This window comes from Mesorhizobium sp. M0040 (assembly GCF_040323505.1).
Lineage (GTDB): Bacteria > Pseudomonadota > Alphaproteobacteria > Rhizobiales > Rhizobiaceae > Mesorhizobium.
Genome location: NZ_JAMYVA010000002.1, coordinates 281,877 through 308,187, shown reverse-complemented (window position 1 = coordinate 308,187; position 26,311 = coordinate 281,877). Strand labels below are relative to the sequence as shown.

The 26,311-nt window shown below is 63.1% G+C and carries 28 protein-coding genes; 16 read left to right on the top strand and 12 right to left on the bottom strand.

Annotated elements, in window-relative coordinates:
• The 10 genes from NKJ91_RS03125 to NKJ91_RS03080 all read left to right on the top strand — a co-directional run bounded on the left by NKJ91_RS03125 (position 1) and on the right by NKJ91_RS03080 (position 9,147).
• A complete protein-coding gene (locus NKJ91_RS03125) occupies positions 1-969 on the top strand; it encodes a small ribosomal subunit Rsm22 family protein (protein WP_352454396.1) in 969 nt (322 codons plus the stop codon).
• Positions 970-1,175: 206 nt separating this feature from the next.
• Positions 1,176-2,666, top strand: coding sequence for a replicative DNA helicase (locus NKJ91_RS03120; RefSeq protein WP_023677714.1), 1,491 nt, complete (start codon positions 1,176-1,178; stop codon positions 2,664-2,666).
• A 21-nt stretch (positions 2,667-2,687) separates the two neighbouring features.
• Positions 2,688-3,293, top strand: a complete 606-nt coding sequence (locus NKJ91_RS03115) for a hypothetical protein (RefSeq protein WP_023677715.1) — start codon at positions 2,688-2,690, stop codon at positions 3,291-3,293.
• Positions 3,293-4,711: a DNA repair protein RadA gene (gene radA / locus NKJ91_RS03110; protein WP_352453216.1), complete on the top strand. Its 1,419-nt coding sequence runs from the start codon at positions 3,293-3,295 to the stop codon at positions 4,709-4,711. Before NKJ91_RS03115 ends, radA begins: the two co-directional genes overlap by 1 nt.
• Positions 4,712-4,758: 47 nt before the next feature.
• Positions 4,759-5,430: a CvpA family protein gene (locus tag NKJ91_RS03105; RefSeq protein ID WP_023677716.1), complete on the top strand. Its 672-nt coding sequence runs from the start codon at positions 4,759-4,761 to the stop codon at positions 5,428-5,430.
• Between the two features lie 125 nt (positions 5,431-5,555).
• On the top strand, positions 5,556-7,025 hold the full coding sequence (gene purF / locus NKJ91_RS03100) for an amidophosphoribosyltransferase (protein WP_023677717.1): 1,470 nt from the start codon (positions 5,556-5,558) through the stop codon (positions 7,023-7,025).
• 26 nt (positions 7,026-7,051) lie between these two features.
• Positions 7,052-7,342, top strand: a complete 291-nt coding sequence (locus tag NKJ91_RS03095) for a hypothetical protein (RefSeq protein WP_352454395.1) — start codon at positions 7,052-7,054, stop codon at positions 7,340-7,342.
• The gene (locus tag NKJ91_RS03090; protein ID WP_352454394.1) at positions 7,339-8,085 is read left to right on the top strand and encodes an SDR family NAD(P)-dependent oxidoreductase; all 747 of its coding nucleotides are present in this window, start codon (positions 7,339-7,341) and stop codon (positions 8,083-8,085) included. The genes NKJ91_RS03095 and NKJ91_RS03090 overlap by 4 nt, the downstream gene beginning before the upstream one ends.
• Before the next feature lie 80 nt (positions 8,086-8,165).
• On the top strand, positions 8,166-8,795 hold the full coding sequence (locus tag NKJ91_RS03085) for a hypothetical protein (protein ID WP_352454393.1): 630 nt from the start codon (positions 8,166-8,168) through the stop codon (positions 8,793-8,795).
• A gap of 130 nt (positions 8,796-8,925) precedes the next feature.
• Complete coding sequence (locus tag NKJ91_RS03080) at positions 8,926-9,147, top strand: hypothetical protein (protein WP_254820234.1); 222 nt, start codon at positions 8,926-8,928, stop codon at positions 9,145-9,147.
• Between the two features lie 152 nt (positions 9,148-9,299).
• Here NKJ91_RS03080 and NKJ91_RS03075 read toward each other — a convergent pair whose 3' ends face one another.
• Positions 9,300-9,806 carry an OsmC family protein gene (locus NKJ91_RS03075; protein ID WP_352448969.1) on the bottom strand — a complete coding sequence of 169 codons (507 nt, stop codon included), beginning with the start codon at positions 9,804-9,806 and terminating at the stop codon, positions 9,300-9,302.
• A 321-nt stretch (positions 9,807-10,127) separates the two neighbouring features.
• On the opposite strand from NKJ91_RS03075, the gene NKJ91_RS03070 reads away from it, so the two are divergent.
• Positions 10,128-11,036 (top strand): DMT family transporter, encoded by a 909-nt coding sequence (locus NKJ91_RS03070; protein WP_502903549.1) that lies wholly within the window; start codon positions 10,128-10,130, stop codon positions 11,034-11,036.
• A gap of 157 nt (positions 11,037-11,193) precedes the next feature.
• On the opposite strand, the gene NKJ91_RS03065 is transcribed toward NKJ91_RS03070, so the two are convergent.
• On the bottom strand, positions 11,194-12,087 hold the full coding sequence (locus NKJ91_RS03065; RefSeq protein ID WP_352454392.1) for a LysR substrate-binding domain-containing protein: 894 nt from the start codon (positions 12,085-12,087) through the stop codon (positions 11,194-11,196).
• Between the two features lie 114 nt (positions 12,088-12,201).
• Between NKJ91_RS03065 and NKJ91_RS03060 the strand changes: the two genes are divergently transcribed.
• Both NKJ91_RS03060 and NKJ91_RS03055 read left to right on the top strand, forming a co-directional pair.
• Positions 12,202-12,609 (top strand): tautomerase family protein, encoded by a 408-nt coding sequence (locus tag NKJ91_RS03060; RefSeq protein ID WP_023677725.1) that lies wholly within the window; start codon positions 12,202-12,204, stop codon positions 12,607-12,609.
• Between the two features lie 131 nt (positions 12,610-12,740).
• The gene (locus tag NKJ91_RS03055) at positions 12,741-14,963 is read left to right on the top strand and encodes an AMP-binding protein (protein WP_352454430.1); all 2,223 of its coding nucleotides are present in this window, start codon (positions 12,741-12,743) and stop codon (positions 14,961-14,963) included.
• Positions 14,964-15,084: 121 nt separating this feature from the next.
• Here the strand turns inward: NKJ91_RS03055 and NKJ91_RS03050 are convergent, their stop codons facing one another.
• The 3 genes from NKJ91_RS03050 to NKJ91_RS03040 all read right to left on the bottom strand — a co-directional run bounded on the left by NKJ91_RS03050 (position 15,085) and on the right by NKJ91_RS03040 (position 17,111).
• Positions 15,085-15,345 (bottom strand): hypothetical protein, encoded by a 261-nt coding sequence (locus NKJ91_RS03050; RefSeq protein WP_352454391.1) that lies wholly within the window; start codon positions 15,343-15,345, stop codon positions 15,085-15,087.
• A 248-nt stretch (positions 15,346-15,593) separates the two neighbouring features.
• Positions 15,594-16,409 (bottom strand): CDP-alcohol phosphatidyltransferase family protein, encoded by an 816-nt coding sequence (locus tag NKJ91_RS03045; protein WP_023677728.1) that lies wholly within the window; start codon positions 16,407-16,409, stop codon positions 15,594-15,596.
• Between the two features lie 3 nt (positions 16,410-16,412).
• Positions 16,413-17,111, bottom strand: coding sequence for a phosphatidylserine decarboxylase (locus NKJ91_RS03040; protein WP_023677729.1), 699 nt, complete (start codon positions 17,109-17,111; stop codon positions 16,413-16,415).
• A 263-nt stretch (positions 17,112-17,374) separates the two neighbouring features.
• On the opposite strand from NKJ91_RS03040, the gene NKJ91_RS03035 reads away from it, so the two are divergent.
• A complete protein-coding gene (locus NKJ91_RS03035) occupies positions 17,375-18,241 on the top strand; it encodes an SMP-30/gluconolactonase/LRE family protein (protein WP_352454390.1) in 867 nt (288 codons plus the stop codon).
• Between the two features lie 5 nt (positions 18,242-18,246).
• On the opposite strand, the gene NKJ91_RS03030 is transcribed toward NKJ91_RS03035, so the two are convergent.
• The 4 genes from NKJ91_RS03030 to NKJ91_RS03015 form a co-directional block, all read right to left on the bottom strand.
• A complete protein-coding gene (locus NKJ91_RS03030; protein WP_352454429.1) occupies positions 18,247-18,594 on the bottom strand; it encodes an antibiotic biosynthesis monooxygenase in 348 nt (115 codons plus the stop codon).
• An 89-nt stretch (positions 18,595-18,683) separates the two neighbouring features.
• Entirely contained in the window at positions 18,684-20,570 is a 1,887-nt protein-coding gene (locus tag NKJ91_RS03025) for an ABCB family ABC transporter ATP-binding protein/permease (RefSeq protein WP_023677732.1), read from the bottom strand.
• Between the two features lie 20 nt (positions 20,571-20,590).
• Positions 20,591-20,965, bottom strand: a complete 375-nt coding sequence (locus NKJ91_RS03020) for an ArsR/SmtB family transcription factor (protein WP_023677733.1) — start codon at positions 20,963-20,965, stop codon at positions 20,591-20,593.
• Between the two features lie 60 nt (positions 20,966-21,025).
• Positions 21,026-22,531 (bottom strand): LysM peptidoglycan-binding domain-containing protein, encoded by a 1,506-nt coding sequence (locus tag NKJ91_RS03015; RefSeq protein WP_352454389.1) that lies wholly within the window; start codon positions 22,529-22,531, stop codon positions 21,026-21,028.
• A gap of 114 nt (positions 22,532-22,645) precedes the next feature.
• On the opposite strand from NKJ91_RS03015, the gene NKJ91_RS03010 reads away from it, so the two are divergent.
• A complete protein-coding gene (locus tag NKJ91_RS03010) occupies positions 22,646-23,257 on the top strand; it encodes an LOG family protein (RefSeq protein ID WP_352454388.1) in 612 nt (203 codons plus the stop codon).
• Positions 23,258-23,333: 76 nt separating this feature from the next.
• Here the strand turns inward: NKJ91_RS03010 and NKJ91_RS03005 are convergent, their stop codons facing one another.
• A complete protein-coding gene (locus NKJ91_RS03005; protein WP_352454387.1) occupies positions 23,334-24,239 on the bottom strand; it encodes a LysR family transcriptional regulator in 906 nt (301 codons plus the stop codon).
• Between the two features lie 100 nt (positions 24,240-24,339).
• Here NKJ91_RS03005 and NKJ91_RS03000 point away from each other — a divergent pair, with 100 nt between their 5' ends.
• On the top strand, positions 24,340-24,630 hold the full coding sequence (locus NKJ91_RS03000) for a muconolactone Delta-isomerase family protein (RefSeq protein ID WP_352448978.1): 291 nt from the start codon (positions 24,340-24,342) through the stop codon (positions 24,628-24,630).
• Positions 24,631-24,685: 55 nt separating this feature from the next.
• Here the strand turns inward: NKJ91_RS03000 and rarD are convergent, their stop codons facing one another.
• Together rarD and NKJ91_RS02990 are read right to left on the bottom strand one after the other, a co-directional pair.
• Positions 24,686-25,618 (bottom strand): EamA family transporter RarD, encoded by a 933-nt coding sequence (gene rarD / locus NKJ91_RS02995; RefSeq protein ID WP_023677738.1) that lies wholly within the window; start codon positions 25,616-25,618, stop codon positions 24,686-24,688.
• Between the two features lie 55 nt (positions 25,619-25,673).
• Positions 25,674-26,309, bottom strand: coding sequence for a hypothetical protein (locus NKJ91_RS02990; RefSeq protein WP_352454386.1), 636 nt, complete (start codon positions 26,307-26,309; stop codon positions 25,674-25,676).
• Between the last annotated feature and the right edge of the window lie 2 nt (positions 26,310-26,311).

Sequence of the window (26,311 nt, the reverse complement as noted above, 5' to 3'; positions counted from 1 at the left end):
ATGGAACTGCCTGTCCCACTTAGACAAGGCGTCGACCGCCTCCTCGAAAAAGTGCCGTTGCCGATGCTTAAGCAAGCGGCCAGGACGCTGTCGGACCGTTACCGCGCAGAGTTGCGCGACGGCCGCCTGCACATGGCCGAAGACATGGCGGTGAAGGCCTATCTGGCAACGCGGCTACCGGCGACCTATGCGGCCGTTCGCGCCAGCCTCGATGCGGTGGGCGAGTCTCGGCCCGACTATGCTCCGAAGACCTTGCTCGATGTCGGCGCCGGCCCTGGCACGGTGCTTTGGGCCACAATCAATCTTTGGCCGGATCTCGAACAGGCGGTGCTGCTCGAGGCCGGCGCCGCGGTACGAAGGGTCGGCGAAGCACTTGCCGCGGATTCGATCACGGCCAGGACCGCCTGGCGGACCGGCGACATCACCATCGACCTGGTCGATCTGGAGCCGGCCGATCTGGTGACTTCAGCCTATGTGCTGGACGAGATCGCGCCGGCATCGCTGGCAAAACTCGTCGACCGGCTCTGGCAGCTGACCGCAGACACGCTGCTGGTGGTCGAGCCGGGCACGCCGGCCGGCTGGCAGCGTATTCTTGCCGTGCGGCGGCAGCTGATCGAGGCGGGCGCGCACGTGCTTGCGCCCTGCCCGCATGAGGCGCCCTGTCCGCTCGTCGCCCCCGACTGGTGCCATTTCGCCCGCCGCGTCGCCCGCTCGCGCCTACACCGTCTGGCCAAGGATGCCGAGGTGCCGTGGGAGGACGAGAAATTCATCTTTGTCGCGGCCTCCCGCCATCCGGCCGCTCCGCCTCGAGCGCGAGTGATCGCACCGCCGAAGTCGGGCTCCGGCAAGGTCTTGCTGAAGCTTTGCGAACAGGATGGGGGTGCTGCCGAGCGACTGTTCACCAAGCGCGACGGCGAGACGTTCAAGGCCGCGCGGCGACTGGATTGGGGTGATGCCTTGCCGGAATGACCGGCAGCTATTTTCCTGTTTTGTTCTCGCCTGAGAACGGCTAGGCTCGCCATCTTGATTCGAGTCAATCGAGATTCTTTCCACCGAAAGATCCTGGCTGTGAATCGCGGGCATCAAAGTTGGTTGGTTGGGGACTGATGCAGATAAGTCATCACCGACTTGTCTCGTTCTGATATCGAGAGACGGGGATCAGGACCGGGGACATCATGGCAGAGGCAGCACGAAAATTCGGCGTGGCGGAAACACCGCTCTATCGCGAGGCGCCGAACAACATCGAGGCCGAGCAGGCGCTGCTCGGCGCCATACTGGTCAACAACGATGCCTTCTACCGCGTCTCCGACTTCCTGAAGCCCGGCCATTTCTACGAGCCGCTGCATAGAAAGATCTTCGAGGTCGCGGCCGAGCTCATCCGCATGGGCAAGATCGCGACGCCGATCACGCTGAAGACCTTCCTGCCGGCCGACGAGAAGGTCGGCGACATGACGGTGGCGCAATATGTCGTGCGGTTGGCGGTCGAGGCCGTCACCGTCGTCAACGCCACCGACTATGGCCGCGCCATCTACGATCTGGCGACGCGGCGCGCGCTGATCACTGTCGGCGAGGACATGGTCAACATCGCCTATGACGCGCCGGTCGACATGTCGCCCTCCGACCAGATTGAGGATGCCGAGCGGCGCCTGTTCGAGTTGGCCGAGACCGGCCGCTACGACGGCGGCTTCGAGAGCTTCACCGATGCCGTCAAGACCGCCGTCGACATGGCCAATGCGGCTTATATGCGCGACGGGCATTTGTCGGGCGTTGCTACCGGCTTGCGCGATCTCGACCGCCGCATGGGCGGCCTGCAGTCGTCCGACCTGATCATCATTGCCGGCCGCCCCGGCATGGGCAAGACCTCGCTCGCCACCAATATCGCCTTCAACATCGCCGAGGCCTATGTCCCGGCGCAGCAGGCGGACGGCTCGTTCAAGGCGGCCAATGGCGGCGTCGTCGGCTTCTTTTCGCTCGAAATGTCATCCGAACAGCTGGCCACCCGCATTATTTCCGAACAGACGGAAATCCCGTCGTCGAAAATCCGGCGCGGCGAGATCAGCGAGATGGATTTCGAAAAGCTGGTCGCCTGCTCGCAGACAATGCAGAAAATCCCGCTGTTCATCGACCAGACCGGCGGCATTTCCATCGCTCAGCTGTCGGCCCGCGCGCGTCGCCTGAAGCGCCAGCGCGGCCTCGACGTCATCGTTATCGACTATATCCAGCTGATGCAGGGATCGAGCGCGAAATCCTCGCAAAACCGCGTCCAGGAAATCACCGAGATCACCACCGGCCTCAAGGCACTAGCCAAGGAGCTGGCGGTGCCGATCATCGCGCTGTCGCAGCTGTCGCGCCAGGTCGAGAGCCGCGATGACAAGCGCCCGCAGCTTTCGGATCTGCGCGAATCGGGCTCCATCGAGCAGGACGCCGACGTGGTGCTGTTCGTCTACCGCGAGGAATATTACCTGAAGAACCGCGAGCCGAAGCCGGGCACCGACGAATACATCAAATGGGAACACGAGATGAACGAGATGCGCGGTAAGGCCGAGGTCATCGTCGCCAAGCAGCGCCACGGCCCAACGGGATCGGTCAGCCTCGCCTTCCAGGGCGAATTCACCCGCTTCTCGGACCTCGCCGAGGAGCATCATTTGCCGGATCGGTTCGAGTAGGCATTGTCGCGGAGCAGCCGATTGGACTTTAGCGATATCTACCAAAGGATAAAATTCGAAGAGTATGACATCTCCGAGGATGAACGCGCGCAACTCACTGAATATTTGAGATCTGCCGGGTCAATTTCTCGCACGGAATCGCACGCCGGTTTGCTGGTGTTCTGCTACTCGAGCGAACCGACGCCCGAGAACGTTGAATTGGTGAGGAAATTCCTTGCCAAGCATGTCGAAGACTATACGCGAAGCGCGGCAGTGACCGGCCTCTATCGGATTTGGAAGCTGGGAACGACTCGCGACATCGATGATCTTCTGGGCCTTTTGGCACTTTGGTCAGGGGACTCTCGGCAGAGTACGTCTGTCGCTGCGATCGGGTGTGCATTCCTTCTCATGCATCGGCTTCAGGACCGCCGCCTCTCGTTAGCGCTCAGGCGATTGTTCGAAACGCTGCATGAAGAAGTCAGGCGAGACAATGATTTGGCGGTAAATTTGTTCATCTATGCATGTTGGTCGGCATACGACAATTGGGCTCAGAGCAACGGCCAGCGCCGCACTCATTTCGATACAGTCGAAAATGCTTTGCCGATTTACTGGGATCGTTCCAAATACCTCTTGGAACCAATAAACTGATGGCCAAATCCCGTATCCAGTTCATCTGTCAGAATTGCGGATCGGTGCATCAGCGCTGGGCTGGCAAATGCGATGCCTGCGGCGAGTGGAACACGCTGGTCGAGGAAGGTACGTCAGGCGGTATCGGCTCCGGCCCGGCCAATACGCGCAACGCCCGCAAGGGCCGTGCGGTGGTGCTGACCAGCCTCTCCGGCGACATCGAGGACGCGCCGCGCATCGTCTCCGGCATCGGCGAACTCGACCGGGCCACCGGCGGCGGCTTCGTGCGCGGCTCGGCGCTGCTGGTCGGCGGCGATCCCGGCATCGGCAAGTCGACGCTGCTCACCCAGGCCGCGGCCGCGCTGGCGGCAAAGGGCCACCGCATCGTCTATGTCTCGGGCGAAGAGGCGGTCGCGCAGATCAGGCTGCGTGCCCAGCGGCTCGGCGTCGCCGACACCCCGGTCGAGCTCGCCGCCGAAACCAATGTCGAGGACATCCTCGCCACCATCGCCGATGGCAAGCGGCCGGATCTGGTCATTCTCGATTCGATCCAGACGCTGTGGACCGATATGGCCGATTCGGCGCCCGGCACGGTGACCCAGGTGCGTGCCGCCGCCCAGGCGATGATCCGCTACGCAAAATCCACAGGGGCGGCGATCGTTCTGGTCGGCCACGTCACCAAGGAGGGCCAGATCGCCGGACCGCGCGTTGTCGAGCACATGGTCGACGCGGTGCTCTATTTCGAGGGCGAAGGCGGCCACCACTACCGCATCCTGCGCACGGTCAAGAATCGCTTCGGGCCAACCGATGAGATCGGCGTCTTCGAAATGTCGGACAAGGGCTTGCGGGAAGTCGCCAACCCGTCCGAGCTTTTCCTCGGTGAGCGCCATGCGAAGTCGCCGGGTGCCGCGGTTTTCGCCGGCATGGAAGGCACACGGCCGGTGCTGGTCGAGATCCAGGCGCTGGTGGCGCCATCGACGCTGGGCACACCGCGCCGCGCCGTCGTCGGCTGGGACGGTGCCCGGCTGTCGATGATCCTGGCGGTTCTGGAAGCCCATTGCGGCGTCCGCTTCGGCACGCACGACGTCTATCTCAACGTTGCCGGCGGCTACCGCATTTCGGAGCCGGCGGCCGACCTGGCAGTGGCGGCGGCACTGGTTTCCTCGCTCACCGGTCTTGCCCTTCCCGCCGATTGCGTCTATTTCGGCGAAATCAGCCTTTCGGGTGCGGTGAGGCCGGTTGCGCATGCGCAGCAGCGCCTCAAGGAAGCCGAAAAGCTGGGTTTCGGACGCGCGGTTCTGCCCTTGGGCAGCGAGGAACTTGTTGGTGGTAATGGGGTCGGGGGGATCGGAGCCGGCGCTTTCCAGCCCACCGAGCTTGCCGATCTCGTGGCGCGCATAGCCGGCTCTCGGCGCAGCCGCGCCGACGAGCAAGAGTGATGCGGCTCGTCGGGCCGTGAAAAAGAGATCGGAGTGGGGCGAAAAACATGCCGATTACGCTGCTTGACGGAATTCTCGTCGGCTTCACCCTGGTCTCGGCGATGCTCGCTATGGTTCGCGGCTTTTCGCGCGAGATCCTGTCGATCATCTCCTGGGCAGCCGCCGCGGCCGCCGCCTTCTTCTTCTACAAGCCGGTGCTGCCTTACATTCAGCCCTATGTCGACAACGAAAAGGCCGCCATGGCGGCGGCCGCCGGTATCGTCTTCATTGTCGCGCTGATCGTCGTTTCGGTCATCACCATGAAGCTCGCCGACTGGATCATCGATTCCAGGATCGGCGCGCTCGATCGTACACTTGGCTTCCTCTATGGCGCGGCGCGCGGCATCCTGGTCGTCGCTGTCGCGCTGCTTTTCTTCAATTGGCTGGCCGGCGCCAAGGCTCCAGGCTGGATTGCCAACGCCAAGTCAAAGCCGTTGCTCGAATCGATCGGCGCCAAGCTCGAAAGCCTACTGCCCGAGGATCCGGAAAACGCCATCCTCAACAAGCTCAATCCGAATCAGCCGGCCACCGAGACGCCTCTGGCCCCCGACGCGCCTGCAGCGGAAGCCCCTGCCGCCGGCGACGACGCCACTGCTCCGGCACCCGACGACAGCGATGCGCCGCCGGCCGACAATGCGCCCGCGACGCCGGCACCTGCAAACCCGGCGCCGGCAAACTGATTTCGACAGACTTGCGAGGCTCAAGACTGTCGATCATGTGAACGCCGCACGACGTGCGTTGCTTTCGATGCGCTATGACCTTATATGGCGACTTTAGCGGAGCTTGAGCCCCAATGGCAGCCTCAGTGGCAGACGCAGACGACGTGCTTTCCGCCGAAGCCGACGACCATTTCCACGACGAATGCGGCGTGTTCGGCATTTTCGGCCGGCAGGACGCCGCAGCCATCGTAACGCTCGGTCTGCATGCGTTGCAGCATCGAGGCCAGGAAGCGGCCGGCATCGTTTCCTATGACGGCACCCAATTCCATGTCGAACGCCATGTCGGCCTGATCGGCGACACCTTTACTAAGCAGCGTGTCATCGACAGCCTGCAAGGCAACCGTGCCATCGGCCACACACGCTATGCCACCACCGGCGGCGCCGGTCTGCGCAATATCCAGCCTTTCTTCGCCGAACTTGCCGATGGCGGCTTTGCCGTCGCCCATAACGGCAATCTCACCAACGCCATGACCGTTCAGCGCGCCCTGCAGAAGCAAGGCGCCATCTTCTCTTCCACCTCCGACACCGAAACGCTCCTGCACCTGGTTGCCACCAGCAAAGAGCGCGACCTGAATTCGCGCTTCATCGATGCGGTGCGCCAAGTCGAAGGCGCCTTCTCGCTGGTGGCGATGACGTCCAAGAAGATGATCGGGTGCCGCGACCCGCTCGGCATCCGCCCGCTGGTGCTCGGCGATCTCGACGGCGCCTGGATTCTCGCCTCCGAGACCTGCGCGCTCGATATTATCGGTGCGCGTTTCGTGCGCGACCTGAAGCCCGGCGAAATGGTCGTCGTCACCAGCAAGGGCATCGAAAGCCTGTTCCCGTTCGAGCCGCAGAAGACCCGCTTCTGCATCTTCGAATATGTCTATTTCGCGCGGCCGGATTCGTCGGTCGAAGGCCGCAACGTCTATGAAGTGCGCAAGCGCATCGGCGCCGAGCTGGCGCAGGAAAGTCCGGTCGAGGCCGACATCGTCGTGCCGGTGCCGGATTCGGGCACGCCGGCGGCGATCGGCTTTTCGCAGGCCGCGGGCATTCCGTTCGAGCTCGGCATCATCCGCAATCACTATGTTGGCCGCACCTTCATCCAGCCCGGCGATTCGATCCGCCACATGGGTGTCAAGCTCAAGCACAACGCCAACCGCCGCATGATCGAAGGCAAGCGCGTGGTGCTGGTGGACGATTCGATCGTGCGCGGCACCACCAGCCAGAAGATCGTCCAGATGGTGCGCGATGCCGGCGCCAAGGAAGTGCATATGCGCATCGCTTCGCCGCCGACGCGCGCCTCCTGCTTTTACGGCGTCGACACACCGGAAAAGTCGAAGCTGCTGGCGTCGCGCATGTCGGTGGAGGAGATGGCCGAGTTCATCCGCGTCGATTCGCTCGGCTTCCTGTCGATCGACGGGCTCTACCGCGCCGTCGGCGAGGCCGGCCGCGACAACGAGCAGCCGCAATTCTGCGACGCCTGCTTCACCGGCCAGTATCCGACCCGGCTTGCCGACTTCGAAGGCTCCGACAATGTGCGCACGCTGTCGCTGTTAGCGGCCGGCGGGTCTTAGAATTCCGATCCGGACGGAGGTAAGACATGAGCGCTCGACGAGGCTTATGGCAAGCCCTCAAGGATTCACTCTCATTTGCAAAATCCTTGCTCAAAGATCAGATTAGATCTGAGGTCGATATCGATACGCCTCTCGGTAATGGATTTCTTTTTTGCCAAGCTAGAGAGGCGAGGGAGACTCAGGACAAGTATGTCGTCGTCAAAGCCATTGATGGTGATGCAACGGTTTTTGTCCCTCTTGATGAGAATTCCGCCAAACAATTGATTGCCTTCATTCAGCTGTCGTTCTTAGACCAGCAACCCAAGAATAGCTCATGACCCCTCCCCTCGATCTCTCCGGCCGCGTTGCGGTCGTCACCGGCGCCTCGCGCGGTATCGGCTATTTCATCGCCAGGGAGCTTGCCGCGGCCGGTGCGCATGTGATTGCGGTTGCTCGCACCGTCGGCGGGTTGGAAGAACTCGACGACCAGATCAAGGCAGGTGGCGGACAGGCGACGCTGGTACCGCTCGATCTTGCCGACATGGCTGGGATCGACCGGCTGGGCGGCGCCATCCACGAGCGCTGGGGCAAGCTCGACATACTGGTCGCCAACGCCGCTGTGCTCGGCGTCATCGCCCCGATCGGCCATGTCGAGGCCAAGACCTTCGAGAAGGTGATGACCATCAACGTCACCGCAACATGGCGGCTGATCCGCTCGGTCGACCCGCTGCTCAGGCTTTCCGATGCCGGCCGTGCTATCGTGCTGAGCTCCAGCCTTGCCCACTCCGCACGCGCCTTCTGGGCGCCTTATGCGGCGTCGAAGGCGGCGGTCGAGGCCATGACGCGTTCATGGGCGCATGAGACCGAAAACCTGCCGCTCAGGGTCAATGCCGCCGATCCCGGGGCAACGCGCACCGCGATGCGGGCGCAGGCCGTACCCGGCGAGGATCCTGAAACACTGCCGCACCCTTCGGAGATCGCCAAGCGTATCGTGCCGCTGGCCAGCCCTACGCTCAAGGAGACCGGGCTGATCTTCCAGGCCAAGCACAATCGCTTTGTCGCCTACCGGCAGCCGGAGTAGCCACACATCGCATTTTGCCGGAAGAATTGCGCCGGCACCAACGTTGTTCGGGTGCCACAATTCGAGAAACGGAGGACCATATGCGGAGACTGCTTCTCTTGACTGCCACCGCGCTGCTTGCAGTGATCGGCGCCGCGTCGTCGCAGGAGGCAACGATGAGCTTTTTCGTCACCAGCGTCGGCTCCGGCAAAGGCGCCGATCTCGGCGGTCTCGCCGGCGCCGACGCCCATTGTAGTTCACTGGCCGAAGCCGCGGGCGTTACCGGCAAGACATGGCGCGCCTATCTCTCGACCAGCGATACCGATGCACGCGACCGTATCGGCAAAGGCCCGTGGTTCAACGCCAAGGGCGTCAAGATCGCCGATGATGTCGCTTCCCTGCATAGCGATGCCAACGCCATCACCAAACAGACGGCACTCGACGAAAAGGGCCAAATGGTCAACGGCCGCGGCGACACGCCCAACCGGCACGACGTGTTGACCGGCTCCAAGCCGGATGGCACGAAAATAGCCGACCAGACCTGCGGCGACTGGACGCTGAGCGAAGCAGAAGGTGTGGCGATGATGGGTCATCACGATCGTACCGGCCTCGATGATTCGGCAGCCGCCAAATCGTGGAATTCCTCGCATGCGTCACGCGGTGGCTGCAGCCAGGAAGCGCTGAAGGGCACCGGCGGCGACGGCCTGTTCTATTGTTTTGCGGTGAACTGAACCAAAACGACCCGACGTCACGTGGCTGTGATGCCGTGGCTTAACGCCGCGCTTTGGCCCAGCTTTCGCCGCTGGGCCGGAGTTGCTAGGATCGTGCGACTCCCAAAACAAGCAGAGCGAGGAAATACTCATGGCGGCACCGAGCGTAGCGTTAGTCTGGTATCTGGTGATCGCCGGCCCGCAAGGCGGCATGGTCGTGCTGCCCAGCACATTCGACACCCGCGAACAGTGCGCCTTCGCCATAACCGAATACCAGAAGCAACCGACGCCGGCCGGCTGGTCGGTGCAGTGCGTGCCGAGCGCCTCGCCCTTCGCCGACGAGGGCGACGCCGAGGAGCCGTCGGCGCAGTAGGACAGCGTGATCTCCCCCTCGAGGGGGAGATAGCCGACAGGCCAGAGGGGGTTGGTCCGACCGGGCTCGGCCTGCTGCAGCGGTTGCCGCTTCACGCGAGACAACCCCCTCTGTCGCCTTCGGCGACATCTCCCGCTCAAGGGGGGAGATCGTCAGCGTCGCGCGCTTACCGTCAGCTCCGGCTTCTGGCTGATGGTCTGGAACACGACGCAGTAGCGCTCGGTCAGCTTGAGCAGCGCATCGATGCGCTCCTGCGGCTCGTCGGTGTCGAGGCCAAATGTCAGCCGGATGGCGCGGAAGCCAACCGGCGCATCCTTTGCCACGCCAAGCGTGCCGCGAAAGTCTAGGTCGCCTTCGGCTTCCACCGTGGCGGCCCCAAGCTTGAATTCCAGCGCCGTCGCTACCGCCTTCAGCGTGACGCCGGCGCAAGCCACCAGTGCCTCCAGCAGCATGTCGCCGGAGCAGAGTTCGAGCCCGGTGCCGCCGGTCGCCGGATGCAGCCCGGCAATGGCGATCGCCCTGCCTGTCTCGACCTTGCAGGCGATCGATTGGTCGTCGATCGAGCCTTTGGCGCGGAGAGTAATCAGCGCGCGCGAGGCGTCGTCGCGATAGGCCACCTTCAGCGGCGCCTGCATGGCCTTCAATGCGATCGCATCCATTTCGTTTCTCTCCCATAGTTGCCTGGCTTCGCTGCCTAACGGCGATGCCGCCTGCCCAAACGCAAGTCTCCACTGGCGTAGCGCTTGGCAGGGTTTCGCCCGTATAGCCTGACGATACGGGGAGCATCCAACGCCTTCACACCGTCTCTCGCAACACATTCGTAAGGCCGCCGGACATATGGCCGATATCGCCATCGCGGAAACCCGCGAACGGGTTCTTGCCGGAATCCTGTTCACCGGGGCTGCCTACCTGCTGTTTTCGATGCAGGACGCCTCGAGCTGACACTATGGTGTCAGGAAGGGGCAGCGCAGGCTGGTGAGATGACGGGATCGCTGGACATGCCATGCACAGTGGAAAGCGCCCGCGAGCGTACCCTCGGCTTCATCCTGGTCTCGGCATCGGCGGCCGTCTTCGGCCTCACCGGCGTGCTGACCAAATCGATCCATGCCGACCCGCTGACCATTACCTGCTGGCGCGGCTTCGTCGGCTCGATCCTGATCAGCCTCTATGTCCTATGGCGCCGCCAGCGCTCCGGCGGTCGCGACAGCTTGCGGCTCGGCTGGCGAGGCTGGCTGCTGGCGATCGAGGGCGCACTCGCGAGCATCGCCTTTATCTCGGCGTTCAAGTTCACCTTTGTCGCCAATGTCGCGATCATCTATGCCACGGCCCCGTTCGTCACCGCGCTGCTGGCCCTCCTGTTGGTCCGCGAGCCGTTCCGGCTGCAGACGCTTGCCGCCGCTGCTGTGTCACTATGCGGTGTGGCAATCATGGTCTGGTCCGGCTTCGGCACCGGCCATTTGTTCGGCGACGGGCTGGCGCTGCTGATGACGATCGGGAGCGCGCTCTACATGATCATGGTGCGCGCCTTCCGCGACACGCCGGTGGTGTGGGCGGGTGCGGTGTCGGCATTCCTTCTGTTCGTGCTCGGCTGGTTCGTCGCCGATCCGCTGGCTGTCTCGGCCAGGGACGCTGTGCTTCTAGCCACCTTCGGCGCCTCGTTCGCGCTGGCTTCGATCCTGTGGACGGAGGGCACCCGGCTTATTCCAGCGGCCGAGTCCGGATTGCTGGGTTCAGCTGAAGTGCCATTCGCGATCCTGTTTGCCTTCCTGTTCCTGGCGGAGATCCCGCCGGCAGCCAGCATGGTCGGTGGCGCCATCGTGCTTTGCGCGGTGTTCGCTCACGCCGGCCGCGACTGGCTGATGGCCAGGCAGCGCGCAGCGGATGCATGACCAATCCTCGCCGCGTCCGAGCGCGAGTTGGTGGTCCGATCACGAGAAATCCGGTCCTGAAAATTAATTTGAAAAGTCATGGAACCATCATAGGGCTCAGGCATTATGGCTGCGACGGGCCACCCCAAGTCCCCCCAAACCCCTCGGCCCGTCCTACTTAGAAGCCGACCGCAAGGTCGGCTTTTTCTTTGCTGGCTCGATTGGCCAAGGCCAGGTTGCCGCTGAACAACGCGGCCAGATCCTGCGCCGGCCGGTCGGCATCCTCACGCAAGCGGACGGCGAATTCGGCGACCGGCACCGGCGGCAGATCAAGATCGCGCGGCGCCTCGACGATGCCGGAATGAGCGAAGCGCGCCGTCCTCAACGTCAAGGCGATGCCGGCGTGCACCGCCGTGCGCAGGCCGGCAAGGCTGGCACTGCCGGCAGCAATGCGGTAGCGACGGCCGGCCGCATCGAGTGCACTGGTCGCCGCTTCGCGAAACCCGCAATGGGGATCGAGCAGCGCCAAGGGCAGTTCGTCGTGGCGGGTGGCCAGCCCGTTTTGTGAGCAAAGCCAGATCATTGGTTCCTTGAGCACACCGACTTCGTCCCGTGTCGGCACCTGCCGCATGGCAATGGCCAGATCAAGGATGCCGGCCTGCAAAGCCTGCGCCAGTTCGGCGGAACGGCCGACGCGCAGTTCGATCCTGACGCGCGGATGGCTGACAGCAAAAGCCCTGAGAAGCTGCGGCAAGCCGCTGTCGGCGAAATCCTGCGTGGTGCCGATGGCGACGCGTCCGTCGGCGTGCGCGCCTTTGAGGGCCAGCCACGCCTCGCGGTGCGCGGCAAGGATGCGACGCGCGTGAACGATCAGATCCTCGCCTGCCGGCGTCAGGCCGCGCCCTCGCCCCTGCGGCACCAGCAGCGGTTCGCCGACAACATCCTCCAGCCGCTGCATCTGCGCGGTCACTGCGGACGGCGAGCGACCGACGATCGACGCGGCCCGCGCCAGGGAACCGCCATCGACGAAAGCGAGGAAAGTCTTGAGGAGGTCGGGATCGAACATCTGCATAATTCGATACTATCAAAGTGTTTATCAAAAACAATTCGATTTTTTTGATCAAAGGACGATGGCATGATTTTCTCGACGGCGAAGAGGCGCCGCTTGAAACCGAGGAGAAGAAATATGCCGATCATCAATGTCAGCGTTACCGGCAAGCCCGATGCCGCTTTGTCCGCCGCCATTGCCAAGGAAGTGACCGAACTGACGGCCACGCATCTGCGCAAGGACGCGACGATCACAGCTGTTGCCATTTCCTATCACGACCCCGAGCACTGGTTCGCCGGCGGCAAGTCGCTGGCCGAACATGGCACCAACACGGCCTGGCTCGACATCAAGGTTGTCGACGGCACCAACACCAAGCTCGAACTGGAGGCGTATCTGCAGGCAATTTTCGCGGCATTCGGCCGGCTGCTGGGTAAGGTGCATGAGGAAAGCTACGCCCTCGTGCATGAAGTGCCTGCGGCCGCGTATGGCTTTGGCGGCAAGACGCAGGAATTCCGCTTCATCAGCGGAAGGATGAAAGCGGCGTAGCTGCGATAGGCAGCCGAGCCGAATCAAGAAGGAAAAATGGAGCCGCATTGACGTTGATCCAACTTCGGCTAGGTTCTCACCCGAAGCGGCCATTGAAGAGCCGTGACGTGAGATCGTTGGGAGATGCGGCGATGATCCTGACACTGGCGCTGCTTGCGGGTCTTGTCGCGGCCTGGCTGCTGATCGGCGTGGTGGAGAAGTTCCGCCTCGGCCTGCGTTTGAGCCAGGCGCTGCTCTACGTGCCGTTCAAGCTCGCCTACCGGATCAGCGACGAGCGCATCAAGATTGCGCGCAGGTCGGTGGCCCCGGTCATCTATGTCATCTGGCATCAGTCACGCATCGAGCCGGCGCTGATGCTGTCGCTGCTGCCGGAGGACACGCTGCACATCCTCGACCAGGCTTCGGCCAGATCGCCGTGGCTGGAGCCGTGGCGCGAGCTCGGCCGCACCATCGCCTTCAACGCCGAGCATGTCTTCGTCAGCCGCAGATTGGTGCGGGTGCTGAAGGGCAAGGGCCGGCTCGCCGTTTACCTGCCGGATGCGGTCGAGCCAGACGTCAAGTCGTTTCGGTTGTTTCGCGCCATCACCCGTATCGCCATGCAGGCCGACGCCCGTATCGTGCCGGTCTTCGTTGCCGGCGCACGCAGCCTGCCGGCCTCGCTGACGCCGGCGGACAAGGCGCCGCGCCATTGGTTTCCGCAGCTGTCGATCAGCGCACTGGAGCCGATGACCATCGCCGAGCTGGTGGCGCGGAACCCAGATCAGGCCTCCAACACCAATGCGCTGTTTGATCGCTTCGCCGAGGCCAGGCTTTTCGGCAGTGATCTCGACCGAGGGCTGTTCCTCGCCATGCGCGATGCGGCCGACCGTGTTGGCGCTTCGCACCCAATAATCGAGGACGTCATTGGCGGTGCCCTGAGCTACCGGAAAGTGTTCATCGGCGCCAGGGTTTTGGGCCGACGGTTCGAGGCAATAACAGCGCCGGGCGAAGCGGTTGGGCTGCTCCTGCCCAACGCCAATGGCGTCGTGCTGTCGTTCGTCGGACTTTTGTCGGCTGCGCGGGTGGCAGCAATGATCAACTATACCGCCGGCCCGGCCAGCGTCACCGCCGCCATCCGCACGGCGATGATCCGAACCGTGGTCTCCTCACGCGCCTTTGTCGAAAAGGCCAACCTCGCCGACATCGTCGAGGCGGTGGAAAAGGGCGGGGCGAAACTGCTGTGGCTGGAGGATGTCCGCGCAAGCGTGACCGTGCTGGACAAGGCCGCAGCCGGCTTGCTGTGGCGCTGGCCGTTGCAGCGCCAGGATGCAGCCAAGCCGGCGGTGATCCTGTTCACCTCCGGCTCGGAAGGCACGCCCAAGGCCGTGGTGCTGTCGCACCGGAACCTTCTTGCCAATGCGATGCAGGCGGAAGCTCGCATCACCATCTCGCCGGCCGATATCCTGCTCAACGTGCTGCCGGTGTTCCACTCGTTCGGGCTGACCGGCGGCACCATCCTGCCGCTGGTCACCGGAGTAAAGCTGTTCCTCTACCCGTCACCGCTCCACTACAAACTTATTCCGGAGGTGGCGCGCAAGGTCCGGCCGACGGTGATGTTCGGCACCGACACGTTCCTCGCCAACTATGCCCGCACCGCCAAGGACGGCGATTTTTCCAGCCTGCGCTTCGTCGTGGCCGGTGCCGAGGCGGTGAAGCCGGAGACTCGCCGGGTTTACCGCGAGCGCTTCCAGGCCGAGATCATCGAAGGTTTTGGCTTGACCGAGGCCGCACCAGTGGTTGCCGTCAACACCGCCATCCACGGCCGCGATGGAACGGTCGGGCGGCTGCTGCCGGCCATGCGCATGAAACTCGAACCGGTCGAAGGCATCAGCGACGCCGGCCGGCTGTGGCTCGACGGGCCGAACCTGATGATGGGCTACATGACCGGCGACCGGCCTGGCGAGTTGCAGCCGCTCGAAGGCTGGCACGACACCGGCGATATCGTTTCGGTCGATCGCGAAGGCTTCATCACCATTCGCGGCCGCGCCAAGCGCTTCGCCAAGATAGCCGGCGAGATGGTATCGCTTGGTGCGGTCGAGATGCTGGTGCAGTCGCTGTGGCCGGAAGAGCATCACGCCGTGGTAGCGGTGCCGGACAAGCGGCGCGGCGAGCGCCTCGTTCTGGTCACCACCGCCGACAATGCCGATCCCCACGAATTGCGCGAATTCGGCAAAAAAGCCGGCGCGGCCGAACTGATGGTGCCGAACGACATCGTCAAGGTCGAGGAGATCCCTGTACTGGGCTCCGGCAAGACCGACTATGTCTCGACTAGAAAGCTGGCACTCGAGAGGCTGGGACTGAGCGCAGCCGCCTAAGGTTTGCTGTCGAGAACTCTAAAGCGCGTCGCGTTCGACCGGCCTTGTGCGACGCGCTTTAGATTCTTGCTTTTATGCATGCGGTTATCGCAAAACCGCTGCACACTTTTGCGCGAATGCATTAGAAGACCACCACCGACAACAGCAGAATGGCGCCGACGGCCATCATCAGCAGGCCCGGCCAGTTCTGCGACAGGCCGAGAAAACGGAGCCCGCGCCGCCGCGGCTCCAGGGTCGGACCTGGTGTTGCGAGATTAGGCGGACTGTCCGGCGCGGTGGAGACAGCGGCCGGTTCACTAAGCCGCCCGCGCATGATGGCTGCTACCGCCATATAGACGAGGCCGGCGACAGTCAGTAACACGCCGATGAGGATGACAGCCATTTCTCCTCGTTTCCGTGGTTCTGCGCCCGATGCGGCAGCTTGCGCGACGTAGATGACATACCACGAGCAGCCGCTCAGACGGACCTACCAAACACAAACGGTCTAGCCGCCCAGCAAGTTCCGAAAATGGGGTTTTTGAGGTGCATTCCACAGCGCCGCGCGCTGTGTGAGCCGGTCCTGAGTCTAAACGGACGACCCTTTTCGGAATCATGCACTGCCAGGCGCAACGCGAACTCGCACCAAATCTGTCAACCAATATCCGAGGACGGCACCTTCTCGCCTTCGCGCTTGGCGCGTCTCGAATAGGCGCGCACGCTGAACGGCAAGAAGACCAGATAGCCGGCAACCGAGGCCGTCAGCGTATACCAGGGATAGGTCATCAAAAGCAGGACGTAGAGGACGACTGCGAGGATGATCGGCAGCACCCTGTCGCCCGGTATCCTGACGCTCTTGCCGGAATAGACGGGCAGTCTGCTGACCAGCAGGAACGCCACCAATATTGTAAAGCCGGTGGCAATGAAGGCTGCCAGGCGGCTGGGTTCAAGCCCAAGCCTGAGGAAGAACAGATAGAGCGGCAGCATCACCAGCACCGCACCCGCCGGCGCCGGCACGCCGACGAAATATTCGGTCTGCCACTGCGGACGGTCGAGCTCTTCGTCGAGCACGTTGAAACGGGCAAGCCTCATCCCACAGGCGATGGTGAACAGCAGCGCGGCGATCCAGCCCGGCGAACCTGCCCTGTCGAGCAGAAAGGCATAGAGCACCAGCGCCGGTGCCACGCCGAAATTGACGATATCGGCCAGCGAATCCATCTGGGCGCCGAATTTGGAAGTCGCCTTCAGCATTCGCGCCAGACGGCCGTCGATACCATCGAGGAAGGCGGCGAGCAGCACCATCACCACCGCTGGCTCGAAGCGGCCCTCGAAGCCGAAGCGAATACCGGACAGGCCGGCGCAGATGGCGAGCACCGTGACCAGATTGGGCAGCACCATGCGCATCGGGATTTCGCGAATGCGCGGGCCACCGCCGCCATGCGCCTCGAATTTCTTGAACGGCGGGGCCACCGGTCAGGAGATCCGCACGAGCGGCGTTGCGGCAACGCCGCCGAATTCCGCCAGCACCGTCTCACCGCCAACCGCGGTCTGGCCGACGGCGACACGCGGCGTCGCGGTCGAGGGCAGGAATACATCGACGCGCGAGCCAAAGCGGATCAGCCCGAAGCGCTCGCCGGTGCCGATGGCGCCGCCGGGCTCGGCCCAGCAGACGATGCGCCGCGCCACCAGGCCGGCAATCTGTACCGCGGCCACCGTTCCATTGGGGCTTTCGATGACCAGCCCGTTGCGCTCGTTCTCGGTGCTTGCCTTGTCGAGTTCGGCGTTGAGGAATTTTCCTGGCCGATGCTCGATCCTGGAAATGCGGCCGCGCACCGGGGAGCGGTTCACGTGGCAGGAAAAGACGTTCATGAACACCGAGATGCGGGTCATTTCACCGCCGCCGAGGCCAAGCTCGCGCGGCGGCACGGCCGGGCCAACCGCCGAGACGATGCCGTCGGCCGGGCTGACAACCAGCCGGTCATCGATCGGCGTGACACGCTCGGGATCGCGGAAGAAATAGGCGCACCAGGCCGTCAGGATGAGACCGATCCAGAACAGGGTCGAGGAGAAGTAGCCAAGAAAGAGCGTCGCCGCGCCGAACGCAGCGATAAAGGGATAACCCTCGCGATGGATCGGAACGAACGCATTCTTGATCGTGTCAACGAGGCTCATGGATGAGGGCAACCTTGGTTCCAATTCCGGCCTCAATAGCGGAAACACCCCGCAGTCGCAACGCGACAATGAGAGCGCTTGGGGGGTGGCGGTCGCCGCCGTTTCAGGATGTCGTTAGCAGCATCCGGACTGCCGAAGTGATCAACCGGAAATGTTCATTGCGATTGTCGGAACGCAGCACTCTCGCCCGTCCTTGGCAAGACAGCGCCTCTCATCGGCCTTTCGGCCATGACGATTTGCGCAAACCCGGAGGTTCTCGGCCCATGCAGAAATCAGCAGCTAGGCAAGTGCAAGTGGTGATGAACGGCTTGGCCTTCGGCGAGTCACCGCGCTGGCACGATGGCCGGCTGTGGTTCTGCAACTGGGGCACAGGCCAGATCATCGCCGTTGACGCCCTAGGCAACAGCGAGATCGTGCTCACCGTGCCGGCCACCCTGCCCTATTCCATTGACTGGCTTCCGGACGGGCGCCTGCTTGTCGTGTCCGGCCGCGAAGGGCTGATCCTCAGGCAGGAGGCAGACGGGACATTGGTCACCCATGCCGATCTGAGACAACTATCAAAGGGCCCGTGGAACGAGATCGTCGTCGATGGACGCGGCAACATCTATGTCAATGGCGGTGGGCCCGCTCCGGGTCCCGGCCAGCATTTCGGCCCCGGCGCCATCGTGCTGGTCGCGCCTGACGGCTCGGTTCAGCAGGTGGCTGAGAACCTCGCCTTCGCCAATGGCATGGCGGTGACGCCTGACAACAAGACGCTGGTCGTTGCCGAGTCCCACGCAAACCGGCTGACCGCCTTCGACATCGCTGCCGATGGTGGCCTTTCCAACCGCAGGATCTGGGCCAATCTCGGCAACGGTTTTCCCGACGGCATCTGCCTCGATGCCGAAGGTGCGGCCTGGTACGCCGACGTTCCGAACCGGCATTGCGTGCGGGTGCGCGAGGGCGGCGCGATGCTCGAAAGCGTCGACGTCGATCGCGGCTGTTTTGCCTGCATGCTCGGCGGCAGCGAGGGAAAAACGCTGTTCATCGTGGCCGCCGAATGGCGCGGCTTCGAACATATGATCAGCGATGCCCGTACCGGCCAAGTGCTCAGCGTCGACGCTACTGCGCCGGGCGCCGGCTGGCCGTAGAGAGCTTACATCCCGGGAATCCGCTGATAGTTGGCAATATCGGCCTTGACGCCAAGTCGCGCGATGATCTCCTGAGGATTGAAGCCGCTGCGCTCATGCGCGGCCTTGATGATCGGCACGACCTTGTCGACGGCGGCCTGCCCTTCCCATTCGACAATGGTCACGAGGTTGAACTCGCCCGGCCCCGAGAATTGCTCAAGCAGGAAATCCTGGACGAACCCTTGCTGCTGGCGCAGCAAATCATGCGTCATCCGGACCTTGGCAAGAATCTCCTCGCGGGCGTTGGCCGGAACGACAAACTTGTCCACCCGGAATACACTGCCGCCACTAACTGCCTGATTTATCGCATTCATATCGATTGCCTCCGTTTTTGAACGACGCATCTTGCTGCGATCCAAAACGGCCTACGATCTCAACTTAAGTTGAGGTCAAGCACGAATTTTCAGCTCACCTCCGAGGTGCGGCGGCGGACGACGACGCCGAACTCGTCGCTTTCGCGGGCGATGCGCAGCCGCTCCTCGGCCTCGCTTGCCTCGCGCTGGCGGTCCCACATCGATGCATAAAGGCCGCGCTTGGCTATCAAGGCGACATGGGTGCCGCGCTCGGCGATCTGGCCATCCTGCAGGACGATGATCTCGTCGGCCGAAATCACTGTGGACAGCCGATGGGCGATGACGAGGGTGGTGCGGCCCTGGCTGACCAGGTCGAGTGCCGCCTGGATCTCCTGCTCGGTGTGGCTGTCCAGCGCCGAGGTCGCCTCGTCGAGCATCAGGATCGGCGGTGCCTTCAAAATGGTGCGGGCAATCGCCACCCGCTGCTTCTCGCCACCGGACAGTTTTAATCCGCGCTCGCCGACCATTGAGCGATAGCCGTCGGGCAGCCGCTCGATGAACGGTCCGATCTGGGCCAGTTCTGCCGCCTTGCGCACATCCTCCTCGCTGGCGCCGACGCGGCCGTAGCGGATGTTGTAGGCGATGGTGTCGTTAAACAGCACCGTGTCCTGCGGCACCATGCCGATGGCAGCGCGCAAGCTCTCCTGCGTCACGTCGCGAATGTCCTGGCCGTCGATCAGAATCTTGCCGCGCTGGATGTCGTAGAAGCGAAACAAAAGCCGCGAAATGGTCGACTTGCCGGCTCCCGAGGGGCCGACGATGGCCACCGTCTTGCCGGCTGGCACCTCGAAGCTGATGCCCTTCAGGATCTTGCGGTTGGGGTCGTAGGAAAAATGTACGTCGCGGAACTCGACCCTGCCGGCATCGACGACCAGCGGCTTGGCGCCCGGCCGATCGACGATCTCACGCTTGACGTCGAGCAGATCGAACATGTTTTCGATGTCGGTCAGGCCCTGGCGAATTTCGCGGTAGATCATGCCGATGAAATTCAGCGGCACCGAAAGCTGCATGAGCATGGCGTTGACGAAGACGAAATCGCCGACGCTCTGTGTGCCCGCCTTCACCTCGAGCGCCGACATCACCATGACGACGGTCATGCCGATACCGAAGATCACACCTTGGCCGAAGTTCAGCCAGCCAAGCGAAGTCCAGGTCCTGGTCGCCGCCAACTCATAGCGCGCCGTGGACCGGTCGAACCGCTCGGCCTCCATGGCTTCGTTATTGAAATATTTGACTGTTTCGTAGTTGAGCAGCGAGTCGATCGCCTTCGTGCTGGCTTCATTGTCGCTTTCGTTCATCTCACGGCGGATCGAAATACGCCAATCGCTCGCCCTGACGGTGAACCAGACATAGAGCCAGACCGTGACCGCGATCACCAAGACGTATAGCCAGCCATAGGTAACGGCGAAGATGCCGGCGGTGAGCGCGAATTCGACGATTGTCGGCGCCGTCGCCAGCATGGTGAAGCGGACGATCGTCTCGATGCCCTTGGTGCCGCGCTCGATGACGCGCGACAGTCCGCCGGTGCGCCGTTCGAGGTGGAAGCGCAGCGACAGTTCGTGCATGTGCACGAAGGTGCGGAAGGCGAGCCGGCGCACCGCATGCTGGCCGACCCGTGCAAACAGGGCGTCGCGTAACTGGTTGAAGCCGAGCTGCACCAGCCGCACGGCATTGTAGGCGACGACCAGCATGACCGGCGCCAGCAGCAGAGCCGGCAGCGGCGGCGGCGATTTGCTATCGCCGGCCAGTGCGTCGGTCGCCCATTTGAAGAAATAGGGTCCGGCCACCAGGGTCAGCTTGGCGACAACCAGCAGTACGGTTGCCCACACCACGCGCGCCCTCAGGTCGGCGCGGTCGGCCGGCCACATATAGGGCCAGAGATTGCGCAACGTTCTGAAGGTCGAGCCGGAATCTGCGGAAACGGTTTTCTCGGCCATTCTTGTTTACCTTTATGATTTTAGCGGCCGGAGCAGCAGGAATCGACCAGCGCGGCCAGCGATGCCGAAACATCGGCGAGCGCGGCGCGGTCGAGCTCATAGCGCGAGCGCTGGCGGTCAGGCTCGAAGCGGATCAGCCCGGCCTCGACCAGGATCTTCAAATGCTGGGAAACGGTGGACTGCGCCAGGTCGAGATGCTCGACGACCTCGCGACAGCAGCAGGAACGGCTTGCGGAAAGGTGTTTGAGAATTTCGATCCGCGCTGGATGCGAAAGGGCCGCGAGCCGGACAGCGACAGCGCGGCTATCCGGCGTGCAGTTGGCCGGCGTGCAGTTGGCTGGCGCGCGTTCATCTGCCGCGCGGCTTCGGTCCGTTACGAGGGGGGATTCGGTCATCGTCCATCGGCGATAAACGATGACTGGCCCTGCCGCAAGCTATCCTGATGGGCAGAACGGCTACTCGGTCTTGACTGGCGCCGTCGTCATCTGGTCGCCCATTGCCTTGAGATCGGCGGGCTCGCCTTCCTTCGATTTCTGCGGCACCTTGAACACCTGCCCCGGCCAGATGCGGTTCGGATTGCTGATCTGGTCCTGGTTGGCGAGATAGATGGTCGAGTAGCGCATGCCCTGGCCATAGACCCGCCGCGAAATCCGCCACAGCGTGTCATGGCGGCGGATGATGACTGCGCCATCGGCATGTTCGAGCTTTGGCGCCACGGTCTCGGGAGTTTCGCCCGGAGGCGTTGCGACAGCCATTTCGGCCGGGGCCTCGGTTGTAGGAGTGGGGGCAGTTGCGGGCGTTTCGGCGGCCGTTGCCGGTGCGGCTTCGGTCGCCGGAGCATTCGGCTCGGCTTGTTTTACCCCGGCAGGCTTCTGCTCGGCCGGCGCCACGGCCGCAACCGCCTCACCTGGCTCGCGCTCGAACGGCACAGCCGCACGGGCCACCACCGTCACGCCGTCGGCGTCGAGCGCATCGACGTGGATGGTGTAGGTGCCGACCGGGATGTCGCGTGTCGCTTCGACCAGGAAGTGGCGGTCGGGCGAGGTCTTCGCGTCACCGAGCAGGATATCGTTGGCATAGGCACGCACCTTGCGGCCGGGATCGGCGAGGCCGGCAACGAAAATCTTGTTGCCGTCGATTTCGACGGCTTCGACGACGATCTTCGGCTCCACCGCGGGAGTAGCGGGCGCTGCCGGTGTGGCGGGTGCTGCCGGAGCCGGCGCGCCTTCAACAGCGGCCGGCGCGGCAGGAGCAGGCGCTGCTGGAACATCAGCCGCCGGGGCGGCTGGCGCCGGCGCTGCGGCAGCCGGCAATTCGGTGCCGGTGGCGGGTGGCTGAACGGCCGCCTGTTCGCCGACAGGCGGCGAGGCGTCAGATCTCGCCTGAGGGGCCGGAACAGTGAGCAGTTCGGACGGCTTGCCCGGCTCCTCGACCATTGCCAGCACCTGGCCGGTGGAATTCTGGGGGATCGAAACGACGGCGGTCTGCGCCGAGGCGGTCACGACATTGCCAGCCGTAGAGCGCAGCGTGATCGTATAGTCGCCGGGCTTCAGCGGATCGTCGAGAATAATGGCAAAGGCGCCGTCAGGGCCGGCGACCGTCGAGCCGAGCACAGCCGAACCGTTAAGAATCTCTACCTTGGCGTTGGGCGCCGCATTGCCGGCGACGACGATCGAGCCGTTGCTTTCGACGCGCACGATGTCGAAGGTCGGCACGATTGCACCTGCTGTGGCCGGCGCGGCGGGCGCTGCGGCATCGGTGGACGCGGCGGGCGCAGGCGGCAGGCGGCCCTCGGTCGCCGGAGTGGCCGGTTTCGAAGCCGGCGGCGTCAGCGCCGCGACCTCCGCAGGCCGGGTAGAATTGAGATACGGGTCGAGCGCGCCCGATACATAGGCGGTTCCCGCCGCGGCGACAGAGCCGCCAGCCGCGAACAAAAACGCCTTCAATGGATTAATTGCCATGTTTCCCTGCCCCTTAGCCACCTAATTTCGGTCTAGCCTGTTTTACCAAAGCCGACAAGAAAAAGCCCGCCCCAGGGCTTGACCATGCCAATAGTCCCTATCACCAATCATAACATGAACACGATTCGATCTGTCTGCGTCTATTGCGGCTCGTCCCCGGGCCGAGATGAAACCTATATCAAGGCCGGACACCTGCTTGGCCGCTCGATCGCCAAGTCCGGCCTGCGTCTGATTTATGGCGGCGGCACTAAAGGTATCATGGGTGCCGTCGCTGAAGGGGCATTAAAGGCCGGTGGCAAGGTAACCGGCATAATTCCGCGTTTTCTGATCAACAGGGAGGCGACCGAAACCGCGCTTAACCGGCTCGACGAGCTCGTCGTCACCGACAACATGCACCAGCGCAAGCACAGGATGTTCGAGAAATCCGACGCCTTTGTGGCGTTGCCCGGCGGCATCGGCACCGTCGAGGAGATCGTCGAGATCATGACTTGGGCACAGCTCGGCCATCACCGCAAGCCGATCGTCTTCGGCAACGTCGGCGGGTTCTGGGATCCGATGCTGGCGTTGCTCGACCACATGGCAACGGAGGGCTTCATCCACACGGCGCAACGGGTCAAGCCGCTGGTGGTCGAGGATCCGGAAGCAATCGTCGCCGCTATCATGGTGGCGGGATCCTCCGTCGATGCACCGACGGAGGGCGTGCAGTCGGTGATTGATAAGATGTAGAGTGAATGGTGAATGGTGAATGGTGAAGACTTTCCAAACCGGCGCCTGTCTATTCACTATTCACTATTCACTCTATTCACTCCTTCCCTACTGCCTTCCTCAAGTCTCCGATGACCGCACGCTTGTCCTGACGCCGCCAGGCGAGATGGATCGAGACGGTGCGTTCGAACCACGGCAGATCGCGAAACACGATCTGAGGCGGCGCGGCACTCCGCAGGCTGGCCTGCACCGTCGCCAGCCCAAGCCCGGCGCTGACCAAGCCCAACGACGTCAACGGATCGGTCGTCTCATAGGCTATGTCGGGCAGGAAACCGGCCTTCGCGCAGGCGGCGAGAAATTGGCTGCGGTTGGTGTCGTCAGGCTGGCGCACCACCGTGATCCAGGTACGGCCGTCCAGTTGCTGCGGCAGTATCTCTACGATTTCTGCCAATGGATCGCCTTCCGGCATCGCCAGAACCAGCGGCTCGCGCATGATGAGCATGGCGACGATGTCGGGATCATCGGCAGAAGGAGGCGTGTAGACAAGGCCCAGATCGAGCGATCGTTCGCGCAGCGCTTCGATCTGGGCGGCGGAACGCTGACCCTTCAGTTGAAGATGAAATTCGGGCCGGTCGCGGCGAAACTGGCGCAGCATCCGAGCGACAAGCCCGGCATGGACCGCACCTTCCACATAGCCGATGGCGAGACGGCCGACCGTACCGCTGGCGAGATTGCGGCCGAGCTCCTCGAGCCGTCTTGCATGGGCCAGCAGCGCACGCGCCTCGGCAAGAAAAGCGCGGCCCTCGGCATTGAGATGAACACGCTGCCTCGCCCTCTCGAACAGTGCGACGCCCACCTGCTCCTCCAGCTGAATGATCTGACGGCTGAGCGGCGACTGCGAGATGTGCAGCAATTCGGCGGCACGCCCGACGTTGCCGGTTTCGGCCACCGTGATGAAATAGCGGAGCTGGCGCAGGTCGAACATTGTTGCTTCGATGCTCAAGTCCCGTGAGGTCTCAAATTTAGCCTAATCAGTCTTGGACTGTCTGGCCAGCAGAAGCGAATATTTCCGCCATTCCAACGGCCAACATCAGGAGATTCCGATGCAGTTCTTTGCCCTTCTTGCGCGCAACACCGAAAAGTTCACCGACGCCGATTTCGCGCCGCTGCTGCCTGGCGAGGCCGAGCAGCGCCGCACGCTCTATGCCGAAGGCGCCGTGCGTCAGGTGTGGAATCGGGGCGACATTCCCGGCAGCGGCATGATGTTCGAAGCCGGCAGCGATGCCGATGTGCGCCACCATCTTGCAACTTTACCGCTGGTCAAGGCCGGCATGATGGATATTGCCGCCGTCGTGCCGCTGCAGCCATATCCCGGCTTCGGGCCGAAGCGCTGAGCGCTCGTGAAAGACGCGGCTGCCGGCATTAAGACCGGCCAGCCGCCTTTCTTCGTTACGCGGCTCGAGCTGATGCGGAAACGGTCTTGCGCGCCGAAGAAAACATCGACCAGGAGTACATCGCCAGTGCCGCCCAGATCAGCCCGAAGGCTATGGCCTGAACACTGCCGAAGGGTTCACCGAAAATCAGCACCGCGATCAAAAAGACGATCGTCGGCGCGATATATTGCATGATGCCGATGGTGGAGAGGCGCAGCAGCCTGGCGCCGAACGCAAACAACAGCAGAGGCACGGCGGTGACCGGACCGCAGCCGATCAGCAAGGCGGTGTCGTTCAGCGAGCTGGAGACGAAATGATCCTGTCCTGTGGCGATCAGGAAGATGATGTAGCCGAGTGCCGGCACCGACAGCAGCAGCACTTCAAGCAGGAAGCCCTGGCTCGGGCCGATTGGCAGCGTCTTGCGGAAGAAGCCATAGGCGGCAAAGGAAAAGGCTAGCACCAGCGACACCCAGGGCAGTTTGCCGGCGTCGATGGTCAGCACCGCGACCGCGATTGCCGCCAGCACCACCGCCGCGATCTGCAGGCGGTCGAGCCGCTCGCCGAGGAGCAGCGCGCCGACAACGACGCTGACCAGCGGGTTGATGTAGTAGCCGAGCGCGGTCTCGATGGTGCGGTCGACCGCGATCGCCCAGACATAGATGCCCCAGTTGACCGAGATCAGCGCCGCCGTCAGCACCGCCATCGAAATGATGCGCGGCGAACGAACTGCCGCTTTGAAATCGGCAGTGCGACCGGCCCAGACCAGGACAGCGGCCGCGATCGGCACCGACCAGACGATGCGGTGGGCGATAACTTCGGCCAGCGGCAGATGCGCGACAGCCTTCATGTAGAAGGGCAGCAGCCCCCAAAGCAGGTAGGCGCCGAGCGCCAGCAGGAAGCCGCGACGAGCTTTGGTGTCGGCCTCGATGTGAAGTGCTTGGGTAGTCATGGCCCAAGGCTATGCGCCAGCGGCTTGCCCAAAACCATCGCAAATTGCTGATGGATCAATGGAGTCTTGCTGATGGTTCAACACGACCGCTAAACGTCGAACAATTGCCGCTGTCTGCGAGAGTGATTGCAGGCCCGGCACGACACGGTCTCAAGGCGGAGCAGGCTTCTCCTTGAGTTCGAAAAAGACGTTGTCGGGGCGAACCTTCATCGTGCCTAAAGCCCGTCAGTTCCGCCGCAAGATCGAGGGGAAGGTCAAAAACAAGATCGACCTCTGTACCTTTGCTATCTTCTTCATCCTGCTTTGAAAAACACTGTTGCTTCAGCGCTTCGAAAGACGCGGGGAGATCACCCGTGACATGCAAGTCCCGCACGGTCTTGTCGCCGCTGTGCCAGACTTTCCAGATGTTCCTTCCGTCGCGCCAGAGCTCGGCGCGCGCGAACATTATATGCTCTTCTATGTGCGCGATCACGATTTCCCGCTCTTGCGAAATCGCGGCCAGATATTGCTGAGGCGGGTTCGGAAAGCTGCAGGGATCGAGGATGATGATCGCCCAGTTCTTTTCGCTGGCATAGGCGTTCACAGGCGCTTCGAAAATCTCCGATGGATCGCCAATCTCGCGCCCGAACAACGCCGCAGCTTCCTTTATCCCGTAACCGCGAAAGCCCAGCCAGCTTATCGAAAAGCCCATTT

What these genes read in the sequence shown, in the direction of transcription:
- NKJ91_RS03125 (WP_352454396.1), top strand. Translation starts at nt 1, where the DNA reads ATGGAACTGCCTGTCCCACTTAGACAAGGCGTCGACCGCCTCCTCGAA.
- NKJ91_RS03120 (WP_023677714.1), top strand. Translation starts at nt 1,176, where the DNA reads ATGGCAGAGGCAGCACGAAAATTCGGCGTGGCGGAAACACCGCTCTAT.
- radA (WP_352453216.1), top strand. Translation starts at nt 3,293, where the DNA reads ATGGCCAAATCCCGTATCCAGTTCATCTGTCAGAATTGCGGATCGGTG.
- NKJ91_RS03105 (WP_023677716.1), top strand. Translation starts at nt 4,759, where the DNA reads ATGCCGATTACGCTGCTTGACGGAATTCTCGTCGGCTTCACCCTGGTC.
- NKJ91_RS03095 (WP_352454395.1), top strand. Translation starts at nt 7,052, where the DNA reads ATGAGCGCTCGACGAGGCTTATGGCAAGCCCTCAAGGATTCACTCTCA.
- NKJ91_RS03090 (WP_352454394.1), top strand. Translation starts at nt 7,339, where the DNA reads ATGACCCCTCCCCTCGATCTCTCCGGCCGCGTTGCGGTCGTCACCGGC.
- NKJ91_RS03085 (WP_352454393.1), top strand. Translation starts at nt 8,166, where the DNA reads ATGCGGAGACTGCTTCTCTTGACTGCCACCGCGCTGCTTGCAGTGATC.
- NKJ91_RS03080 (WP_254820234.1), top strand. Translation starts at nt 8,926, where the DNA reads ATGGCGGCACCGAGCGTAGCGTTAGTCTGGTATCTGGTGATCGCCGGC.
- NKJ91_RS03075 (WP_352448969.1), bottom strand. Translation starts at nt 9,806, where the DNA reads ATGGATGCGATCGCATTGAAGGCCATGCAGGCGCCGCTGAAGGTGGCC.
- NKJ91_RS03070 (WP_502903549.1), top strand. Translation starts at nt 10,128, where the DNA reads ATGACGGGATCGCTGGACATGCCATGCACAGTGGAAAGCGCCCGCGAG.
- NKJ91_RS03065 (WP_352454392.1), bottom strand. Translation starts at nt 12,087, where the DNA reads ATGCAGATGTTCGATCCCGACCTCCTCAAGACTTTCCTCGCTTTCGTC.
- NKJ91_RS03060 (WP_023677725.1), top strand. Translation starts at nt 12,202, where the DNA reads ATGCCGATCATCAATGTCAGCGTTACCGGCAAGCCCGATGCCGCTTTG.
- NKJ91_RS03055 (WP_352454430.1), top strand. Translation starts at nt 12,741, where the DNA reads ATGATCCTGACACTGGCGCTGCTTGCGGGTCTTGTCGCGGCCTGGCTG.
- NKJ91_RS03050 (WP_352454391.1), bottom strand. Translation starts at nt 15,345, where the DNA reads ATGGCTGTCATCCTCATCGGCGTGTTACTGACTGTCGCCGGCCTCGTC.
- NKJ91_RS03040 (WP_023677729.1), bottom strand. Translation starts at nt 17,111, where the DNA reads ATGAGCCTCGTTGACACGATCAAGAATGCGTTCGTTCCGATCCATCGC.
- NKJ91_RS03035 (WP_352454390.1), top strand. Translation starts at nt 17,375, where the DNA reads ATGCAGAAATCAGCAGCTAGGCAAGTGCAAGTGGTGATGAACGGCTTG.
- NKJ91_RS03030 (WP_352454429.1), bottom strand. Translation starts at nt 18,594, where the DNA reads ATGAATGCGATAAATCAGGCAGTTAGTGGCGGCAGTGTATTCCGGGTG.
- NKJ91_RS03025 (WP_023677732.1), bottom strand. Translation starts at nt 20,570, where the DNA reads ATGGCCGAGAAAACCGTTTCCGCAGATTCCGGCTCGACCTTCAGAACG.
- NKJ91_RS03020 (WP_023677733.1), bottom strand. Translation starts at nt 20,965, where the DNA reads ATGACCGAATCCCCCCTCGTAACGGACCGAAGCCGCGCGGCAGATGAA.
- NKJ91_RS03015 (WP_352454389.1), bottom strand. Translation starts at nt 22,531, where the DNA reads ATGGCAATTAATCCATTGAAGGCGTTTTTGTTCGCGGCTGGCGGCTCT.
- NKJ91_RS03010 (WP_352454388.1), top strand. Translation starts at nt 22,646, where the DNA reads ATGAACACGATTCGATCTGTCTGCGTCTATTGCGGCTCGTCCCCGGGC.
- NKJ91_RS03000 (WP_352448978.1), top strand. Translation starts at nt 24,340, where the DNA reads ATGCAGTTCTTTGCCCTTCTTGCGCGCAACACCGAAAAGTTCACCGAC.
- rarD (WP_023677738.1), bottom strand. Translation starts at nt 25,618, where the DNA reads ATGACTACCCAAGCACTTCACATCGAGGCCGACACCAAAGCTCGTCGC.
- NKJ91_RS02990 (WP_352454386.1), bottom strand. Translation starts at nt 26,309, where the DNA reads ATGGGCTTTTCGATAAGCTGGCTGGGCTTTCGCGGTTACGGGATAAAG.